This is a genomic window from Azonexus hydrophilus, from assembly GCF_905120355.1.
Taxonomy (GTDB): Bacteria; Pseudomonadota; Gammaproteobacteria; order Burkholderiales; family Rhodocyclaceae; genus Azonexus.
The window spans coordinates 72,369-90,345 of record NZ_CAJHOB010000011.1 but is presented as its reverse complement, the minus strand read 5'-3'; the positions used below and the strand labels follow the sequence as shown (position 1 = coordinate 90,345).

The window sequence follows — 17,977 nt, the reverse complement described above, 5'->3', positions numbered from 1 at the left end:
TCCATGTCCACCACGCAGACCATTACCGATCCGCTGGCATCTCTCGTTGCTGCCGATGTGCAGCGGGTGGGGGCGGCGTTGGCGCAGGATGTGTTCAGCCAGGTCTTCCGCCATGCGGTGAACGCGGAAGACACCGACGAGCTGGCGGCGCAGGCCGCGTGGCAGCAGGGCATCCAGCGCTGGCTGGATGAAGGTGATAGTCAGGGCGCGCGCACTGCCCGCCTGGCGTTTCTGGTGTATGCCCTCGATGCCTGGGGGCTGGCCTATACCCAGGCCTTCCGCTTGCAGGCCATTCCGCCTTTGACTGCGTTGCTCGGCAGTTTGCGCACGCGGCTGGATCCGCAGGCCGAGGCACAGTTTGCGCAGCATTTTGCGGCGTTGTCGACACAGGAAACCGCCGCCATCGATGGCAAGATTGCCTTGCGCCGCAGTATTCACCTGGCCTTGTGGCATGCCATGGCCGCCTGCTCTGCGGCGGAAGAAAGCACGCCCATCGTGCAGGCACTGGGTGGCCTGATGCTGGCGCTGGATGCACAGATGCCGGAAAACGGCTGGCGGCTGCTGGCCGACAGCATGGCCACCCTGCAGATGGCGCTGCTGGAGCAAGGCAACGCCGCCCGTGCCCAGGAAGGCACGCAGCAGCTGTTTGCGGCCTTGCAGCATGCACTGCCCACCGAGCGCTATCAGGCAGCGCTCAACCTGTCCAGCCAGGCGCTGATGGGCTGGATGCAGGCACGGCGGGCTGCCACGGAGTGACAGGATGCTCGGTCAGCTCGTCGCCAAGGCCCGGCTGACCACTTCACGCACGTCGCTGACCAGATCGGGCAGATCGAGCAGTCCCTGCAGGGCGCGGCGGGCGTGCTGCTGGCGATGGGCGTCGAATTGCCGCCAGCGATCGAAGCAGCGCGCCAGACGGGAAGCCACCTGCGGATTTTTCTGCTGCAGCAGGGCGATTTTTTCGGCCAGGAAAACGTAGCCGCTGCCGTCAGCGGCATGAAAATGCAGGAAATTGGCGCCGAAAGTACGCCACAGGGCATAGACCTTGTTCGGGTTGCTCATGTCGAACGCGGCATGGCTAGATAGTTCGCGCACCCGCGCCAGGGTCGCCGGGTGCCGGCTGGCGGCCTGTACCTGCAGCCATTTATCGACCACCAGCGGCTCGTGTTGCCAGCGGGCATGGAATTCCGTCAGCGCCGCGTCGCGTTCGCTGCTGTCCGCTGCCGTGACATTGGTCAGCGCAGCAAGGGCAGCGAACTGGTCGGTCATGTTGTCGGCGCTGCGCAATTGCTGCAGGGCCAGCGTCCGGTAGTGCGGCGCCGCGCATTCGAGCAGGTAGCCCAGGCAGACCTGGCGCAAGGCACGGCGGCCGACTTGCGGGCCTTCCGGCGCATAGGGTTCGCGGTTTTCCAGTTGTTGGTAGAGCCGCTCGAAATCCTTTTCCAGTGCCTGGGCCAGACTGTGCCGCAACCATTTGCGTGCCGCGTGCAAGGCATCGGGGTCGATGGGGGCGGGTAATTGTTCAGCTAGAGTTGCTTCGCCCGGCAGGGTCAGCACTTCGGCAACGAAGGCGGGGGCGGTGTCAGCTTGGGTGCGCAGCAAGTGGCGGCAGGCGGTGATGAAGGCGTCCGCGGCGGGCAGGGGCTGCTGTTGTTGCAGCGCCCGCAGGGCCGAGATGATCAGATCGCTTGCCAGTCGCTGTCCGGCTTCCCAGGCGCTGAACGGGTCGTTTTCGTGGGCCAGCAGGAGGCTCAGCTGTGCCGGGGTGTAGCTGAAATCGAGGTAGACCGGCGCGGAGAAGTCGCGCAAAAAAGACGGGATGGGAGGCGCGGCGACGTTGTTGAAGACGAAGCACTGCCGGCTTTCGTTCAGCAGCAGCGTGCGCTCGGTTTCCGGTAGTAGCACGCCGTTTTCGTCAAAGAGCGCGACGCGCAGTGGAATCAGGTACGGCGCGTCATCGCTGGCGCGCGGATTGCTCTGCGCGCAGTCGAGGGTGTAACTACGGTTGGCTGCGTCGTAGTGGGCGCTCACGTCGATGCGCGGGGTGCCCGGTTCGTTGTACCAGCGCATGAACTGGCTGAAATCGAAGCCTGACGCAGCGTGCATGGCGGCGATGAAATCCTCGCAGGTGACGGCCTGGCCGTCGTGGCGACGGAAATACTCGTCCATGCCGGCACGGAAGGCGTCGCGGCCGATCAGGGTCTGGATCATGCGGATGACCTCGGCCCCTTTTTCATACACCGTCGCGGTATAGAAATTGTTGATTTCGACGTAGGAGGCCGGGCGCACCGGATGCGCCATCGGGCCGGCATCTTCCGGGAACTGCGCGGCGCGCAGGTTGCGGACCTCGCGGATGCGGGCGGTTTGCCGGTCGTGCATGTCGGCGCCGAATTCCTGATCGCGGAAGACGGTCAGTCCTTCTTTCAGGGAAAGCTGGAACCAGTCGCGGCAGGTGACGCGGTTGCCGGTCCAGTTGTGGAAATACTCGTGCGCCACCACCCGGTCGATGTTCTCGAAATCTACGTCGGTGGCGGTATCGGGGCGAGCGAGCACATACTTCGTGTTGAAGATGTTGAGCCCCTTGTTCTCCATCGCGCCCATGTTGAAGTCGCCGACGGCGACGATCATGTAATGGTCGAGGTCGCATTCCAGGCCAAAGCGTTCCTCGTCCCAGCGCATCGACTTCTTCAGCGCCGCCATGGCATGCGGTGCCTGGTCGAGCTTGCCCGGCTCGACGTACACCGCCAACTGCACGCAGCGGCCGCTGGCGGTGGTGAAAGTGTCGCGCAGCACATCCAGGCGGGCCGCCACCATGGCAAACAGGTAGGCGGGTTTGCGGAAAGGGTCGGCCCAGCGCGCCCAGTGCCGGCCGGCACCGGCATCACCCTGTGCGACCGGGTTGCCGTTGGCAAGCAGCACGGGAAAACGTGCCTGACCGGCCGTCAGCGTCACCGTGTAGGTGGACATCACGTCCGGGCGGTCAAGAAACCAGGTGATGGCGCGGAAACCCTGCGCTTCGCACTGCGTGAAATAACCATCCTGCGAGCGGTAAAAACCGGACAGCGAGGTGTTGCTGTCGGGATGGATGCGCACTTCCGTCTGCAGGGTGCATGTCGGCGGCAGGTCATGCACGGTCAGCTGTGTGCTGTCGAGGCTGTAGCGGGCGGGCTGGCCGTCGACCAATACCGCCAGGGTTTCCAGGTTTTTCCCATCGAGCACCAGGGGTTGCGCAGGCTGTGCCTCATTGCGGCGCAGACTGAGGCGGGCGGTGACGTGCGTCGCTTCGGGGGTGATATCGACGGCAAGATCGACGGTATCAATCCACCAGGCGGGTGGGGTGTAATCCTTGAGATGGATGGTCTGCGGGGTGTCGGTTTTCATTGCGTATTCGGCCTGCATCTGGAAACCGTTGATGGTACTGCACTTGTCCTGACCGTGTTTTCTCGCCAGGTGTGACGATTTGTCACATTCTCAATTTTCGGGAAGTCTCTACTATCCAGGCTCTATTTTTAACAGGGCGCTGAATGGGTTATTCAGGGCTATATTCAGCGGGGATGGTTGTGATGCATGCAGGTTCGATCAGACGGGGTGATCTGAAAATCCTTCACGTGACGATTTTGCTCACGTTTGCCTCCGGGGGGCATGGTAGCGAGGCAAATCCCGTTGTTCTGGACGCTGTCAGCGTCACCGCCAGTTCGTTTGGCCAACCGCTCGATCTGGAACAGAAAAACCAGACGGCAAGCCGTCTCGGGCTGAGTCTCAGGGAAACACCGGCTTCAGTCTTTGTCGTTGATCGTGAAACGATGGAGCGTCGTGGCGTCGATAACACACAGGAGGCGCTGAAAAGCGTGCCCGGTATCACCAGCTCGGCGGCACCAGGTTCTCCCGGTGCCGTGTTTTATCGCGGGTTCTCCGGTGCGAGTGTGACCCAGCTTTTTAATGGCATCACAGTGCAGTACGACGCCGTTGCGGCGCGGCCGGTCGATAGCTGGATTTATGATCGGGTCGAGGCGATCGGCGGGGCGTCGAGTTTTCTGTATGGTGCCGGCGCCGTTGGGGGGACCATCAACAACATCACCAAACTGGCCCACCGGGATGGCAACCATACCGACTTGAAGGCTTCTTATGGCCGTTTTGATGCTGTGCAGCTGGCGGCGGGGACCAATCGGGTACTTGATGAGCGTAATGCGGTCCGCCTTGATGTGAGTCGCAATACGATCAATGGCTGGAGTGAGGGTGTCAAGCGTGAGGCCTGGCAGGCTGCGGGCTCCTGGCAGGTTGATCTGACTCCCGCGCTGCGGCACACGCTGGCGCTGGAATATCAGAATGAGCGTGTTGATCGTCCCTACTGGGGGACGCCCGTCCTCAAACCAGTGGGGGATCGCGTCCGCATAGATGAAGATACGCGATTCAAGAACTACAACTCGGTCGATGGGCTTTATGAACAACGGGTGCGCTGGGCGCGCTCGATTACCGAGTTCAAGGCGACAGATAGCCTCAGATTACGCAACACCCTGTACCACTACAGCGCCTTGCGTGATTTTCAGAATGTCGAAACTTACGCATTTAACGCCAGCAATACGGCAGTCGTGCGTTCCAACGCATTGCTGCAGCGCCATGACCAGACCCTGAATGGCAATCGTCTGGAGTTCACGCTTAACGGCCAGCTCGGCGGACACCGCAGCAACTGGGCAGGCGGTATCGATTACAGCGTGAACAAGCAGACGCGTTTCCCGCTTTCGGTCAGCGGCCCCTTCGGCAGCGTAGATCCCTACAACTTTTCGACAGAAAAGTTTTTCAATCTCCCAGGGGTGACAGGGGGTTTTAATCCACAACGGACTAATCGCGTCAAAACGCTTGCCATTTTTCTGGAAAATCAGACTTTCCTGACAAACAAGCTTTCGCTGCTTACCGGTTTGCGGCATGACAGGATAGATCTCGAGATAACCAATCACCGGACCGTGACGGCGACCGATCCTGCTTATTTCAAGCGCCGCTACCATCCACTGACGGGCAGGCTTGCCCTGGCTTACGAGCTGACCGACAACGCCAATGTGTATGCGCAGTACAGTACAGCGGCTGATCCACCCGCGGGCATCCTGACCACGGCTTCCTTCTCCCAAGTCAGGGATTTCGATCTGACGACCGGCAAGCAGTGGGAAATTGGGAGTAAGTTCAGTTTTGCCGACAAGCGTGGTAACGGTACGCTGGCCTATTACGAAATCACGCGTCGCAATATCGCTGTCAGCGATCCGGCTAACCCGGGTACGACGATTCCGGTCGGCCAGCAGTCGTCGCGTGGTATTGAGCTTGCGCTTGGCTACCAGGTGAATCGCAGCTTGCAGGTGGCCGGCAATATCGCGTTCGTGGACGCGCAGTACGATAAATTTAACGAGAGTGTTAGCGGCGTCGTGGTCTCACGTGCCGGTAATCGACCAACCAAAGTTCCCAAGCGAGTTGCCAATCTTTGGCTGACGTATAGCCCGTTGCCGGCGCTTGAGCTGGGCGCCGACCTGCGCTATGTCTCGGCGCGCTATGCTGATACCGCCAATACGCTGCGTGATGATGCGTACACCCTGGTTGGCGCTTCCGCGAGTTACAAGCTCAACCGGACGACCCGACTTGTCCTGCGCGGCAAGAATCTGACGGACAAGATTTACGCGGATAGTTTCTCGGGTTCAACCATGGTCTATCTGGGTCAGCCGAGAACGATCGACTTGTCGATCCAAAGTAGTTTCTGAACCCGGGTCTGAAGTGAAGCGGCTGCTTTTTCTCGCCCACCGTTGGTTGGGAATCGTGCTGTGTCTGTTCATGATGCTCTGGTTTTTTTCCGGAGTGGTGATGATGTACGTTGGCTACCCCAAGCTAACGCAGCAGGAACATTTGCAGCATTTGCCGAAGTTGAGTGGCGATTGCTGCCTGCCGGCGCAGGCAGTGCTGGCCGCCTTGCTGCCGGGTGAAAGCGCGCAGGGACTGCGTTTGACTAGTACTGGCAACGGCCCTGTTTACATCGTGACGCTGGAGAAGAACCGCTTTGTGGCGCTAGATGCGCGGACAGGCGCGGTTTTGCCGGCGGTAGACAAAGCGGTTGCCCTGAAATCTGCCGCCTTGTTTGCACCGAACCAGCCGCTGCAGTATCGCGATCTGATGGTTGAGGATGCCTGGACGCATTCGCGAGCGTTGGACGGGTATCGGCCCTTGCATCGGATCGAGGCGGGAGGGCAGGGGGAGACCTTGGTCTACGTTTCTGGCAAAACCGGTGAGGTGGTCCGTGATGCCAGCTTGACGGAGCGGCGCTGGAACTGGGTGGGGGCCTGGCTGCACTGGCTTTATCCCTTGCGTGGCGGAAGCCTGAATGGCTGGTGGACCGCGATCGTTGTTTATTCATCGCTGGCAGCGACCTTGCTCAGCGCGCTCGGTTTGTGGATCGGCGTTCTGCGTTGGCGTCGCCGGTGCTACAACAATGGGAGCCACAGCCCTTACCGGACGCAGGTGGGCCGCTGGCACCACTGGTCCGGCCTGATATTCGGGGTGCTGGTAGTGACCTGGATACTCAGTGGCCTGATGTCAATGAATCCGTGGCGGATTTTTGACAGCTCGACGGCAAGGCCGGTGCGGCAGGCGCTGCAAATGGCCCCAGCGAGCCTGGATAGTGCGGCTCAGCTTGCCTGTTTGCAGCGCAACGGTTTTACTGCGGTGGAGTTGGTCTGGACCCGGCTGGGAGATGCCGGTTTTGTCCTGGCGCGAAATGCGCGCGGAGAGAGCAGGTTGCAGCCGGAATCACGCTGTGACCCGATGATCCGGCATGATTTTTCAGCGCTGGAAACTGCAGGAGCGGCTCTGTTGCCGGCGGCCAGTGTGAAAAGTGCGACGATTCAGGAGATGTACGACTGGCATTACTACACGCGCGACGAACATACGATGAGCGGACATCTGGAGCGGCCTCTGCCGGTGCTCAGGCTGCAGTTCGATGACGCAGCAGGCACCTGGTTGTACCTCGATCCGCATAGCGGCAATGTGGTGCATCGCAGTGACCGGCCGGGCCGCGTCAAACGGATTCTCTTTGCCTTGCTGCACAGCTGGGATTGGGGCCCCCTGCTGGCTAACCGGCCACTTTGGGACGTTCTGATGATTCTCGGCAGCCTGGGCGGTTTCATTGTCAGCATGACGGGTGTGCTGCTCGGTTGGCGCCGATTGGTGCGCTGCGGCTGTTAGCGCCGCTGCCACACCTGCCACCGCTCATGGCCGGCAAAAACCGGGATGGAATCCGTTACGGGGCGGTCTTCCAGGCGCTGGAAATGCGGCAGCAGCAGGGTGTCGAGTTGTTCGTCGGTAATGCCGAAAGGGGGGCCCTTGAGTTGTGGGCTGACGAAAAAATAACCGGCCAGCAAGCCGCCGGCAGGCAGGAGTTCGGCGACGCGGTGGCCCCAGTCGGGCCATAGTTTGCGCGGCAGGGCGCAGAGAAAGGCGCGTTCATAGATGAGGGCGAGCGGTTGTGTGGGTTGCCAGGTGAAGAAATCGGCGCAGACGACATCCACGGCCTGTCCGGCAAGCACCTGGCGCGCCTGTTCGACTGCGGCCGGGGAAAAGTCGAGGGCCGTCACCGGCCAGCCGTGTGCGGCCAGCGTGGCGGCTTCCCAGCCATTGCCGCAACCGGGAATGAGGGTGGTGCGGGGCTGGGGGTGCGCGGCGACGAAACGGGCAAAATCCTCTGGAACGCAGCCGGCGTCCCAGGGCGTCTGGCCTGCCTGAAAGCGTTTGCACCAGAAATCCGGGTGTTCCGGCCGCTGATGGCTGGGTTTTTCGTTGCTGTCCATGGGCATGTGCGGGGAGTCGGGCGGGAGGGCTGATTCTAGCGCGACGCTCCCGGCATGGGCTGCTAGAATCGCCAGCTGTGTCTTCAACGAACATTCTCAGGAAACCATGGCTGCTCTCGCGAAAATCATCATTGCCTCCCGTGAATCACGTCTCGCCATGTGGCAGGCCGTCCATGTGCAGGGGCGCCTGGCCGCACTGAATCCTGACAGCCAGGTCGACATTCTCGGCATGACGACGCGCGGTGACCAGATCCTCGACCGGCCGCTGGCGGAAATTGGCGGCAAGGGGCTGTTCATCAAGGAACTCGAAGTGGCCATGCAGGAGGGGCGGGCGCATCTGGCCGTGCATTCGATGAAGGATGTGCCCATGGTGATGCCGGACGGGTTCGTGCTGGCGGCCATTTCGGCGCGCGAGAATCCGTGCGATGCCTTCATTTCCAACACGTATTCCGGGCTGGACGAGCTGCCGCCGGGGGCGGTGGTCGGGACTTCCAGCCTGCGCCGGGAAGCGGTGTTGCGTGCCCGCTATCCGCAACTGGTCATCAAGGCCCTGCGCGGCAATCTCGATACCCGCCTGAAGAAGCTGGATGCCGGCGAGTACGATGCCATCATTCTTGCTGCTGCCGGCTTGATTCGTCTCGGACTGAAAGATCGCATCAAGGCCATGCTGACGCCGGAGCAGTCGCTGCCGGCGCCGGGGCAGGGCGCGCTGGGTATCGAAGTGCTGGCCGGCGATGCCACCATGGCGGCGGTTGTTGCGCCGCTCAACGATGCAATGACTGCGCACTGCGTCAAGGCCGAGCGAGCCCTGTCGCGTGCCCTGGGCGGTTCGTGCCAAGTGCCGCTGGGCGGCTATGCGGTGATCGACAACGGGCAGTTGTGGCTGCGCGGCTTTGTTGCCAGTGTCGATGGGCAGCGCATGGTGGCGGCGGAAGTTCGCGGCAATCCGGCCGATGACGAAGCACTTGGCCTGCAGCTGGCGGCCGATCTGCGGGCGCAGGGTGCCGATGCCATTCTGGCCGGACTGGCCTGCGGCTGACTTCCTGCCACGCACATGACACAGGGTACGCTGACCGGTCGCACCATCGTTGTCACCCGCCCGCGCGAGCAGGCGGCGGGACTGGCTGCCGGAATCGAGGCGGCGGGTGGGCATGCGCTGCTGTTTCCCCTGCTCGAAATCACGCCGGTGGCCGACCTCAGCGCCGTACATGCGGTGGCGCATTGTCTGGATGACTACGCGCTGGCCGTATTTGTCAGTCCCAATGCCGTGGCGTATGCCCTGCCGGCCTTGCTGGCCAAGCGCAACTGGCCTGCCGCTCTGCAGGCGGCAGCGGTTGGCCCGGGTACGGCACAGGCTCTGGCTGCGGCCGGTGTGACTCGTTGCCTGCTGCCCGCGGAACGTTTCGATTCGGAGGGTTTGCTGGCCCTGCCGGAACTGGCGGCGGAGAAGGTGAGCGGGCAGCGCGTGGTGATTTTCCGGGGTGACGGCGGGCGCGAACTGCTGACGGATGTGCTGCGTGAGCGTGGCGCCAGTGTTGAGCGGGTGACCTGTTATCACCGCAGCGGGCCGCGCGACGGCTTTGCGCCGCTCGAAGCGGCCTGGGCGCGGGGCGCGCTCGATGGCATCGTGGTGTCCAGCAGCGAAGCTCTGGACTACCTGCTCAGCGGGGTGTCGCCAGCGGCGCGTGCCCGCTTGCAGGACACGCCGCTGTTCGTGCCGCATCAGCGTATCGCTGAAATCGCCCGTCAGCGCGGCCTGACCCGCATCGAACAGACCGGGCCGGCGGATGCCGGCCTGTTGCATGGTCTCGTGACCTATACGAGGTGGACTCAATGACGACCGAAGAAACCGTTATGCCGCCAGCCGCGCGGCCCCGTCAAGCAGGAGTATGGCTGGCCATTCTGGTACTGCTGGCCGCGTTCAGCTGGCTGGCCTGGTCTGCTCGGCAGCAGCAGGCGGAACTGGCTGACCTGCGCACTGCCCGATCGGCTGTCGTGCCGCCTGCTGCCGCCAGCAGCGTGGCGCAGGCGCTGACGGAACTGAATCAGCGGCTGCAGATTCTCGAGCAACAGCAGGGTGCCACGCAGGAAGAGCGGCAGGCAGCCAGCGCCGATCTGTCCGAATTGCTGCAGAAACTGCGCCAGGGGCGTGAGGAAATTGCCCTGTTCGACATCGAGCAGAGCCTGGCTCTGGCTACGCAGCAACTGCAACTGGCGGGTAATACGCCGCTGGCGCTGGTCGCCTTGAATACGGCCGACCGGCAACTGGCCGATCTCGATAATCCGCGCTTCGTCCCGTTGCGCAAGGCGTTGGCCGCCGACATTGCGCGTCTCGACGCCCTGCCGCGCCTGGATGTGACCGGCATCAGCCTGCGTCTGGAGCAGTTGCTGACCCAGGTGGATGCCTGGCCTCTGGCGGCGCATGCCCGCCCGCCGCAGGAAACTCCGGCCGCGGCCCCCGTGCCGGTGGCGGATGGTCCGGAAAGCACGGGCTGGCGGCAGCTGTTCGAGCGTTTGTGGCAGCCCCTGCAAGGGTTGGTACGCATTCAGCGCATCGAAGCGAACACGCCCGTGCTGCTGGCGCCGGAGCAGGCGGTGTATCTGCGGGAGCAGCTCAAGCTGCGTCTGCTCAATGCCCGTCTGGCCCTGCTGGCACATGAGGGCGAAGTGTTCAAGGGCGATATTGCGGCCATCAGCGATGCCTTGCCGCGTTTCTTTGCTCAGGAAGATGCCGCCGTGCGTGCCGCCATCGATTATTGCCGCCAGTTGCAGGCGCTGGAAATCAGCAACGAACGTCCGGAGTTGCGTAGCAGTCTGGAAGCGCTGGCGCGCTTGCGTAACGAAAACCGTAGCGGCAATTCGGCGGCGGCAGCGGAGGTGGCACCTTGAAAGCGCTCGCCTGGCTTCTTCTGCTGTTTGCCGCTGCAGTGGGGGTGGTGTGGGGTGCCAGCAGCAACGGCGGGTATGTTCTGCTGGTGCTGCCGCAGTGGCGGGTCGAACTGTCGCTGAATTTCACGATTCTGCTGCTGGGGGTGCTGTTTCTTCTGGCCTATGCCGGTTTGCGCCTTGTGTCCTGGGTTGGGAGCATTCCCCGGCGGGCCAGTGCGTATCAACGGCGGCGGCGACGGGAAAAATCGGGAGAGGTGTTCCAGGACGCCGTGCGTTTTTTGTTTGAAGGACGCTATGGTCAGGCGCTGAAACGCGCGGATCAGGCGCATGCGGCGGGTCGGGCGCCGGCGCTGGCGGCCTTGATCGCGGCCCGTTCGGCGCAGCGTCTGGGCGATCCCGTGCGTCAGCAGGCGTGGCTGGACAAGGCGAAAGCGGAGGACGCGCGCACGGAATCGGCGACGCTGATGCTGGAAGCTGAAATGCTCATCGAAGCCCGCGACTTTTCTGCCGCGCTGGCCGTGCTGGGACGTCTGCAAGGTCGGGAAGGCCGTCACATTGCCGCGCTGCGTCTGGAATTGCGCGCGTATCAGGGGCTTGAAGACTGGGATGGCGTACTCAAACTGCTGCGCCAGCTCGCCAAACGTAATGCGCTGTCGCCCACACTGGTGCCGGTGCTGACCCGGCAGGCCCTGCTGGGCAAAATCGCCCAGTGCGGTCAGGACGGCTCCGCCCTGCGTGCCTTGGAGAGCATTCCACGCGATGAGCGGCAACTGCCGGTGGTGCTAGCGCTGGCCGAGAGTCTGGCCGCGGCGCAGGAAACCAGCGCCGCCCAGGCGCTGATCGAAGAGACTGCGCAGCGCGGCCTGGAAGGATTCTGGGAAAGCCCGCTGATTACCTTGTACGGACAACTCAGCGGTGGCGACCAGACTGCCCGCATCGGCCAGGCGGAAACCTGGCTGCGCAGCCACCGCCATCACGCCGGGCTGCTGCTGGCCCTGGGGCGCATGTGCGCCCGCCAGCGCCTGTGGGGCAAGGCCCAGAGTTATCTGGAAGCTTCACTCGGGCTGGCGCAAAGCCAAGCGGCGCACCTGGAACTGGCCCGCCTGCTTGAACAGCTGGGGCAGACCGATGCGGCCAACCAACATTACCGTGCTGCCGTGGCAGCGCACAACACACACTGACCAGGGGACATCAACATGCTGAACATCGATTTGCGCAAGATCTACAAGTTTTATCCGATCGAACCGGCGCCTGCCGCCGGCGCGCTGCCGACCGGCGGCGATGTGTACTACGAATGCCTGGACTGCACCGCCATCATCAATTCGATGCCGCACATTCCGTCTGCCTGCGTTTGCGGTAATTTGCAGGGCAATAGCGGCAAGGTCGAGATCAAGCTCGAAGAACGCGTGCGGGCAGTCAAAGGCAAGCTGAAATAAGCGCTCCGCGCGCGGCTTACAGCCAGTCGCGCGGCTGCAGGAAGAGCTCGTAGAGTTCGGCTTCCGGTGAGCCGGCTGGCGGCTGCCAGTCGTAACGCCATTTGACGACCGGCGGCAGCGACATCAGGATCGATTCGGTACGCCCGCCCGACTGCAGGCCAAATAGTGTGCCGCGGTCCCACACCAGATTGAACTCGACGTAACGTCCCCGGCGGTAGGCCTGAAAATCGCGCTCACGCTCACCATAGGGCGTGTCGCGTCGTTTCTCCAGTACCGGCAGATAGGCCGGGATGAAGGCGTGGCCAACGGCTTGCGTCAGGGCGAAACAGCGTTCAAAACCGCCCGTGCTCAGGTCATCGAAAAATATCCCACCCACACCGCGCGGCTCGTTGCGGTGCTTGAGAAAGAAATAGTCATCGCAGTTGGCCTTGTACTGCGCGTACACATCGGTGCCAAAAGGCTGCAGCGCCGAGTGGCAGGTGCGGTGAAAATGCTGCACATCTTCGATCTGGCCGTAATAAGGCGTCATGTCCATGCCGCCACCAAACCACCAGATGTCCGCTTCGCCCGGTTTGCGTGCCACGAAAAAGCGCACATTCATGTGCGCCGTGGGGCAATAAGGATTGCGCGGATGCAGCACCAGCGACACCCCCAGCGCTTCCCAGGCGCGCCCGGCCAGTTGCGGCCGTGCTGCCGTGGCCGATGCCGGTAGCGATTGTCCGGTGACGTGAGAGAAATTCACGCCGCCCCGCTCAAAAAAATCCCCTTCCTCGATCAGGCGCGAAACCCCGCCCCCACCTTCCGCACGCTGCCAGGTATCGCGCTGGAAATCCTGCCCGTCGAAGGCAGCGAGGCGGCAGACAATATCCTCCTGCAAGGTGGTGAAGAAAGTTTTGATCGGTTCGAGTTCCATGAGGGCGCGAGGAGGAGGTGAAGGTGAGGCGATTGGTCAGCGTGGCGCAGCCTAGGTTCCCCGCAGGAGTGACTTATTGTGGCCGGGCAAGCGTGCCATATAGGTCTGGGAGATGCAGTTTTGTTTTTATCGCTAAAAATGCACCCCGCCGCTTGCCTGTTCGCCCGGCACTCCCTATAATGCGCGCTTCGTTTGGCCAATTAGCTCAGTTGGTAGAGCAGCGGATTGAAAATCCGCGTGTCCGTGGTTCGATTCCGCGATTGGCCACCAGAATTCGAACCCCAACCACTCTCGGTTGGGGTTTTTTCTTAGGTGCTCCCGCCAGACCCCGCGAACATGCGCGGAACGCTGAGTAGGTTTGCGGACTTCGACAGTCCGGCTGCCAGCCTCCCTCTGGCCACATGGCGCTCTCTCCGGGCCATTCCTCTCTCCTTTCTGTCCGGCTCAAAACTGCCCGAAGTCCGCAGGCATCACGCCGGTGGCCTATTTAAATCAACGGGTTACCCGTTGATCGATCAAGCGGTTGTTTTCCGGCATTGGTGAGCGAATGCGATATGAATCGTCCTTGGCAGGTAGAAGTGCTTGCGATTTGTCAGAAACTCGACTACATCTTCATACATGAAAACAACCCGCAAAACTGCCGATCTGATTCGCCAGCGCATCGAGGAGATGCCGGTCGGGGAGCCTTTTACCCCGACGGTACTTCTGGAGTGCGGCACCCGCGCGTCCGTTGATCAGAACCTGTCGCGCCTGGTCAAGGCGGGGGTGATCGAACGTGTGACGCGCGGTGTCTTCGTGCGCCCCGAGATCAGTCGTTTTGTCGGTAAGGTGATGCCTGAGCCACTGAAGGTGGCCGAGACTGTTGCCAAGACCACGGGCGCCATTGTTCAGGTTCACGGCGCTGAAGCTGCCCGTCGACTTGAGCTGTCCACACAGGTTCCAACGCAATCGGTCTTCGTGACCTCTGGTCCGTCGAAGCGAATCCGTGTGGGCAAGATGGAGATTCGTCTACAGCACGTCTGCCAACGTAAGCTGGCCCTGGCTGGCCGACCGGCAGGCCTTGCCCTTTCAGCTATGTGGTATCTCGGCAAAACGGAAGTGACACCTGCCCTTGTCGAAAAGATTCGGCGCAAGCTGGGCGCGAGCGAATTCGAGGTTCTGAAGTCGGCGACTTCCTCAATGCCGGCATGGATGAGCGATGCCATCTACCGCAGCGAGCGAATGGCGGCTCATGCCTGAATTCTTCCTGCGCCTCGGCGCTCAAGAGCAGCCTCAGATCTAGCGGGTGCTGTTCCCTCTGTTTCCATAGCCGGTCGGCTACTCACCCTACCCCTGACAGGCGATCTCAGGAGCGACTTTTGACGACGCCAAGTTGCTTGACGAGGTAAGGAATAATCCTTACTATAGTCTTGTTTTCAGGAGAACTGCTATGCCAACCATTCATGAAGTAGCCACCATCACCGCAAAAGGTCAGATCACGCTTCCGAAGCCTATCCGCCAGGCCCTTGGCGTGGACTACGGTGGCAAGGTGGCTTTTGACCTGCGAGGCTCACAGGTCATCGTGACCCGTGCTGAAGATCCTAGCCATGAAGACCCGGCCATCGGTAGCTTTCTGGAATTGTTGGAGACAGACATTCGAAACGGTCGACACTTGACAAGCTTGCCAGACGACCTCGTGCAAGCCATGTTGGCAACGCTGCCGAAGTCGGTCGACATCACCGCAGATATTGAAGGCGATGTTGCACTGTGATCCAGCGTGACGGGTGGAACCTGCTCTTTCACGAATGTTTGGTTGAGCAGTTACGAAAACTACATGCCGCTGCAGAACGCGCTCAAAAGCAAGACCCAAAGGGCTCCGAGTCCAACGCCAACGTTCGACTGTTTGCCGCGCTGTCAAAGTTGATCTTCGAGGCCGTGCCCAGCGACCCGAACCGCGAGGAGTATCGCCAAGGCAATACGATGGGGGCCGCATATCGGCACTGGCGGCGCGCAAAAATCGGTCGGCGATTCCGCTTGTTTTTTCGTTTCGATTCAAAAACCCGAATCATCATTTTCGCCTGGGTCAATGATGAACACACTTTGCGAGCATCCGGCAGCAAAAGCGACCCTTACATCGTTTTCCAACGGATGCTGGAGCGTGGGCACCCACCGGATGATTGGGCAGATCTCTTGTCGGCGAGCCACACGGACTGGAAGTAGATAGCCTGACGAGGCCTCTGTCGTGAACCATCTTCCAGAATCCATTCTGTCTGCTGCACAAGCCCAGCCCGAGGGCAGCTTGCTATCGGCCAGAGCGTTCTTGCATCTAGCGTCCAGAGCTGCGGTGAATCAGGCACTCACCCGTTTGACGCGAAAAGGCAACCTGATGCGCGTTGCGCGCGGTATCTACGTCGCACCTGTATTTAGCCGGTTTGGCGCACGTACACCGTCAACCGATGCTGTGATCAAGGCTATTGAGTCAACCAGCAGTGAGGTAATCGTTGCCGACGGTGCCGCCGAGGCCAACGCGCTCGGTTTGACCTCCCAGGTGCCCATTCGTGAAGTGTTTCTGACGTCGGGGCGCTCCCGCGAATTACAGCTCGGCAACCGATCTGTCGAACTCAAGCATGGCCATCGGTGGCAGCTTGTCCTTGGGAAACGTCCGGCCGGAATGGCGATCCGTGCCTTGTACTCGCTGGGCCCTGAGCAGGCAGAGACGGCACTGGAAATATTGAAGACCAAACTGCCGCCGGTGGAATGGGCTGCTATGCGTGCGGCACGAGCCGTTTTACCTGGCTGGATGGCGCGCGCGGTGACGGAGGCCGGTGAATCCCTAACCAATGCGGTGGAGACGGCTGCAGCACAGACACCTGCCAGCTGTCATCAGGTCGTGCTTGATGACGTGCAGTGGCAAGTATTCGAAAAAGCGCTGAATCGTCCAGCGCAAGCCAAGCCCCGCTTGAAGAAGTTGCTGCGTGAGCCCGGGGTGCTGGGCTAATCCGGCGATACCGTAGTCGGTCCCATGCTGCCAGTTGCTGGGCCTGGACCGTAGCTTCAAATACAGCCAGGGCAGCATGGAAAATCTCGCGGCACTGGCCAACGCCTGTCGCAGCCCGGCGGTCGCACGCGCTCGGCTCTTTAGCTGGCTCGTGTTCAATGTCCTCGTCGGCAAGACTGCAGACAACTTCGTGTTCTTGCGGAACTCGGCAGTTGATGACAAGAGGCACTCATTTTCGAAAGTTTCGATGTCCCGGGGTTTAAAAATTACCCGTTCGGGAAACGTCTGCTTATTGGGCTTACTCTTTCACGAAAAATTCCCGAACGGGAAATATGGCTTGCCTCTTTCCTTGAACTGGCTGATAATTTCCCGAACGGGAAACAAGACCAGCAATGAGCTCCATACAGACTACAGAACAACTCGGTGACGCGCTGCGTGCTGCACGCAAGCAACTGGGCTTGACACAGCCTCAGCTGGCTCTGGCGGCAGGCGTTGGTGTGCGCTTCATCGTTGACCTTGAAGCGGGCAAGGCCACTCTGCGTCTGGAAAACGTGCTGCGCGTGATTGACGCGCTGGGGGGGACGCTCCATCTCATCGGCCTGCCATCATCCGCCCCTGAAAATCACCCTGAGGGCAACCCGCATGGCGCGTGAGCTTGAAGTCTGGCTCTTCGCCGAGAGGGTTGGCACCCTGGCCCTTATCCATGGACGTCTGAATTTTCGTTATGCACCGGATTGGCTCTCACGCCCTCAGGCAGTGACCCTGTCTCGCTCGCTGCCTTTACAAGCAGAACCGTTCGACGATCACCACGCGCGCCCCTTCTTTGCAGGGCTGTTGCCGGAGGGACAACTCAGGCGCCTCATTGCCCAGCAATTTCAGGTGTCGAGCCAGAACGATTTTGCGCTGCTCGATCACATCGGTGGGGAGTGTGCCGGGGCAGTCACCTTACTCGAGCCAGGGCAGTCGTTGTCCAGTTCTGAGCAAGGCGACGACGTTCAGTGGCTGAGCGACGAAGAGATCGTCGCCATTCTCGATGAACTGCCGCATCGGCCGATGTTGGCCGGCAAGGATGGCCTGCGGCTCTCACTGGCGGGTGCTCAAGACAAGCTGCCCGTGGTCTTCGATGGCGACCGGATCGGTCTGCCGAGAAACGGTACGCCCAGTTCGCATATCCTGAAACCAGCCATCCGAACCTTAGCGGACACCGTGATCAACGAAGGCTTTTGCCTGGCGCTGGCTGAGGCCATGCAACTCAAGCCGGCCAAGTCGCAGGTACGATCCGTGCTGGGGCGACAGTTCTTGCTGGTCGAGCGCTATGACCGGATGACCAATGTGCAAGGTCAGCGGCGGCGCCTGCATCAAGAGGACTTTTGCCAGGCGCTGGGGGTGGTGCCTGAAATGAAATATCAGAACGAAGGTGGCCCGGATCTGGCGCAATGTTTCGATCTGGTTCGGCGCGTTACGCGCCCCAGCGCACCGCACATCCTGCGCATGCTCGACTACGTGATCTTCAACGCGTTGATCGGCAATCACGACGCGCACGCCAAGAATTTCTCGCTGCTCTACGCGGACAAGTCCGCTGTCCTGGCGCCGCTCTATGACGCGCTTTCGACGGCGGTCTATCCAAATCTGACGCCCAAGATGGCGATGAAGATTGGCAGCAAGTACAAGTTCAGCGAAGTGCAGGCAAGGCACTGGGACCTGTTCGTGGAAGCCGCTGGCCTCAGCAGGGCTCAGGCCAGAAAGCGGATTCTGGCCTTGGCAAAATCGATGCCGACTACCGCGCGTGAACTGCAGTCACACCCGAAGCGTGGCTTCACCGGTCAGGGCGTGATTGAGCAAATTGTGACCTTGATCGAGCAACGCTGCGCCCTGACTGTTCGAAGGCTCAGTGAACCTGCGGCAGACACGGAGGATGAGCCTGACCCATCCACATGAGCCAAGACGT

Annotated in this window: 18 protein-coding genes and 1 tRNA gene; 16 read left to right on the top strand and 3 right to left on the bottom strand. The window is 61.4% G+C overall.

Translation table 11 applies throughout. The features are described 5' to 3' along the window. Positions 1-3: 3 nt before the first annotated feature. Entirely contained in the window at positions 4-756 is a 753-nt protein-coding gene (locus JYJ39_RS10195) for a hypothetical protein (protein WP_205204100.1), read from the top strand. 12 nt (positions 757-768) lie between these two features. Here the strand turns inward: JYJ39_RS10195 and pepN are convergent, their stop codons facing one another. Continuing rightward, positions 769-3,378, bottom strand: coding sequence for an aminopeptidase N (pepN, locus tag JYJ39_RS10190; RefSeq protein ID WP_205204099.1), 2,610 nt, complete (start codon positions 3,376-3,378; stop codon positions 769-771). Between the two features lie 227 nt (positions 3,379-3,605). Between pepN and JYJ39_RS10185 the strand changes: the two genes are divergently transcribed. Continuing rightward, positions 3,606-5,738, top strand: coding sequence for a TonB-dependent receptor (locus JYJ39_RS10185; RefSeq protein WP_240189625.1), 2,133 nt, complete (start codon positions 3,606-3,608; stop codon positions 5,736-5,738). Positions 5,739-5,751: 13 nt separating this feature from the next. After that, the gene (locus JYJ39_RS10180) at positions 5,752-7,212 is read left to right on the top strand and encodes a PepSY domain-containing protein (RefSeq protein WP_205204097.1); all 1,461 of its coding nucleotides are present in this window, start codon (positions 5,752-5,754) and stop codon (positions 7,210-7,212) included. Here JYJ39_RS10180 and JYJ39_RS10175 read toward each other — a convergent pair. After that, positions 7,209-7,814, bottom strand: coding sequence for a methyltransferase domain-containing protein (locus JYJ39_RS10175; RefSeq protein ID WP_205204095.1), 606 nt, complete (start codon positions 7,812-7,814; stop codon positions 7,209-7,211). The genes JYJ39_RS10180 and JYJ39_RS10175 overlap by 4 nt on opposite strands. Before the next feature lie 106 nt (positions 7,815-7,920). On the opposite strand from JYJ39_RS10175, the gene hemC reads away from it, so the two are divergent. The 5 genes from hemC to JYJ39_RS10150 are packed head-to-tail and all read left to right on the top strand — an operon-like array spanning position 7,921 to position 12,139. Beyond that, the gene (gene hemC / locus JYJ39_RS10170) at positions 7,921-8,853 is read left to right on the top strand and encodes a hydroxymethylbilane synthase (RefSeq protein ID WP_205204093.1); all 933 of its coding nucleotides are present in this window, start codon (positions 7,921-7,923) and stop codon (positions 8,851-8,853) included. A gap of 15 nt (positions 8,854-8,868) precedes the next feature. Continuing rightward, on the top strand, positions 8,869-9,651 hold the full coding sequence (locus JYJ39_RS10165) for a uroporphyrinogen-III synthase (protein ID WP_205204091.1): 783 nt from the start codon (positions 8,869-8,871) through the stop codon (positions 9,649-9,651). Then, complete coding sequence (locus JYJ39_RS10160) at positions 9,648-10,703, top strand: uroporphyrinogen-III C-methyltransferase (RefSeq protein ID WP_205204090.1); 1,056 nt, start codon at positions 9,648-9,650, stop codon at positions 10,701-10,703. Before JYJ39_RS10165 ends, JYJ39_RS10160 begins: the two co-directional genes overlap by 4 nt. Next, a complete protein-coding gene (locus JYJ39_RS10155) occupies positions 10,700-11,884 on the top strand; it encodes a heme biosynthesis HemY N-terminal domain-containing protein (protein WP_205204089.1) in 1,185 nt (394 codons plus the stop codon). Before JYJ39_RS10160 ends, JYJ39_RS10155 begins: the two co-directional genes overlap by 4 nt. Positions 11,885-11,899: 15 nt before the next feature. After that, positions 11,900-12,139: a hypothetical protein gene (locus tag JYJ39_RS10150; RefSeq protein WP_205204088.1), complete on the top strand. Its 240-nt coding sequence runs from the start codon at positions 11,900-11,902 to the stop codon at positions 12,137-12,139. Positions 12,140-12,155: 16 nt separating this feature from the next. Here JYJ39_RS10150 and hemF read toward each other — a convergent pair whose 3' ends face one another. Further along, positions 12,156-13,052 (bottom strand): oxygen-dependent coproporphyrinogen oxidase, encoded by an 897-nt coding sequence (gene hemF / locus JYJ39_RS10145; protein WP_205204087.1) that lies wholly within the window; start codon positions 13,050-13,052, stop codon positions 12,156-12,158. 194 nt (positions 13,053-13,246) lie between these two features. Between hemF and JYJ39_RS10140 the strand changes: the two genes are divergently transcribed. From JYJ39_RS10140 to JYJ39_RS10105, 8 genes are all read left to right on the top strand, one after another. Beyond that, a tRNA-Phe gene (locus tag JYJ39_RS10140) sits at positions 13,247-13,322 on the top strand. Between the two features lie 348 nt (positions 13,323-13,670). Continuing rightward, entirely contained in the window at positions 13,671-14,291 is a 621-nt protein-coding gene (locus tag JYJ39_RS10135) for a DUF6088 family protein (protein ID WP_205204086.1), read from the top strand. 190 nt (positions 14,292-14,481) lie between these two features. Continuing rightward, the gene (locus tag JYJ39_RS10130) at positions 14,482-14,802 is read left to right on the top strand and encodes a type II toxin-antitoxin system PrlF family antitoxin (protein ID WP_205204085.1); all 321 of its coding nucleotides are present in this window, start codon (positions 14,482-14,484) and stop codon (positions 14,800-14,802) included. Beyond that, positions 14,799-15,251, top strand: a complete 453-nt coding sequence (locus JYJ39_RS10125) for a type II toxin-antitoxin system YhaV family toxin (protein ID WP_240189624.1) — start codon at positions 14,799-14,801, stop codon at positions 15,249-15,251. Before JYJ39_RS10130 ends, JYJ39_RS10125 begins: the two co-directional genes overlap by 4 nt. A 22-nt stretch (positions 15,252-15,273) precedes the next feature. Beyond that, entirely contained in the window at positions 15,274-16,029 is a 756-nt protein-coding gene (locus tag JYJ39_RS14045) for a DUF6088 family protein (protein WP_240189623.1), read from the top strand. Between the two features lie 34 nt (positions 16,030-16,063). Next, the gene (locus JYJ39_RS14215; RefSeq protein WP_205204084.1) at positions 16,064-16,456 is read left to right on the top strand and encodes a hypothetical protein; all 393 of its coding nucleotides are present in this window, start codon (positions 16,064-16,066) and stop codon (positions 16,454-16,456) included. Continuing rightward, entirely contained in the window at positions 16,422-16,682 is a 261-nt protein-coding gene (locus JYJ39_RS10110; RefSeq protein ID WP_205204082.1) for a helix-turn-helix transcriptional regulator, read from the top strand. The genes JYJ39_RS14215 and JYJ39_RS10110 overlap by 35 nt, the downstream gene beginning before the upstream one ends. Continuing rightward, positions 16,672-17,967 carry a type II toxin-antitoxin system HipA family toxin gene (locus JYJ39_RS10105; protein ID WP_205204079.1) on the top strand — a complete coding sequence of 432 codons (1,296 nt, stop codon included), beginning with the start codon at positions 16,672-16,674 and terminating at the stop codon, positions 17,965-17,967. Before JYJ39_RS10110 ends, JYJ39_RS10105 begins: the two co-directional genes overlap by 11 nt. The last annotated feature ends 10 nt before the right edge of the window (positions 17,968-17,977 follow it).

Bases quoted from the DNA above. Each gene is read 5' to 3' on its own strand.
- JYJ39_RS10195 (WP_205204100.1), top strand. From the start codon at position 4: ATGTCCACCACGCAGACCATTACCGATCCGCTGGCATCTCTCGTTGCT.
- pepN (WP_205204099.1), bottom strand. From the start codon at position 3,378: ATGAAAACCGACACCCCGCAGACCATCCATCTCAAGGATTACACCCCA.
- JYJ39_RS10175 (WP_205204095.1), bottom strand. From the start codon at position 7,814: ATGGACAGCAACGAAAAACCCAGCCATCAGCGGCCGGAACACCCGGAT.
- hemC (WP_205204093.1), top strand. From the start codon at position 7,921: ATGGCTGCTCTCGCGAAAATCATCATTGCCTCCCGTGAATCACGTCTC.
- JYJ39_RS10165 (WP_205204091.1), top strand. From the start codon at position 8,869: ATGACACAGGGTACGCTGACCGGTCGCACCATCGTTGTCACCCGCCCG.
- JYJ39_RS10160 (WP_205204090.1), top strand. From the start codon at position 9,648: ATGACGACCGAAGAAACCGTTATGCCGCCAGCCGCGCGGCCCCGTCAA.
- JYJ39_RS10150 (WP_205204088.1), top strand. From the start codon at position 11,900: ATGCTGAACATCGATTTGCGCAAGATCTACAAGTTTTATCCGATCGAA.
- hemF (WP_205204087.1), bottom strand. From the start codon at position 13,052: ATGGAACTCGAACCGATCAAAACTTTCTTCACCACCTTGCAGGAGGAT.
- JYJ39_RS10135 (WP_205204086.1), top strand. From the start codon at position 13,671: ATGAAAACAACCCGCAAAACTGCCGATCTGATTCGCCAGCGCATCGAG.
- JYJ39_RS10130 (WP_205204085.1), top strand. From the start codon at position 14,482: ATGCCAACCATTCATGAAGTAGCCACCATCACCGCAAAAGGTCAGATC.
- JYJ39_RS10110 (WP_205204082.1), top strand. From the start codon at position 16,422: ATGAGCTCCATACAGACTACAGAACAACTCGGTGACGCGCTGCGTGCT.
- JYJ39_RS10105 (WP_205204079.1), top strand. From the start codon at position 16,672: ATGGCGCGTGAGCTTGAAGTCTGGCTCTTCGCCGAGAGGGTTGGCACC.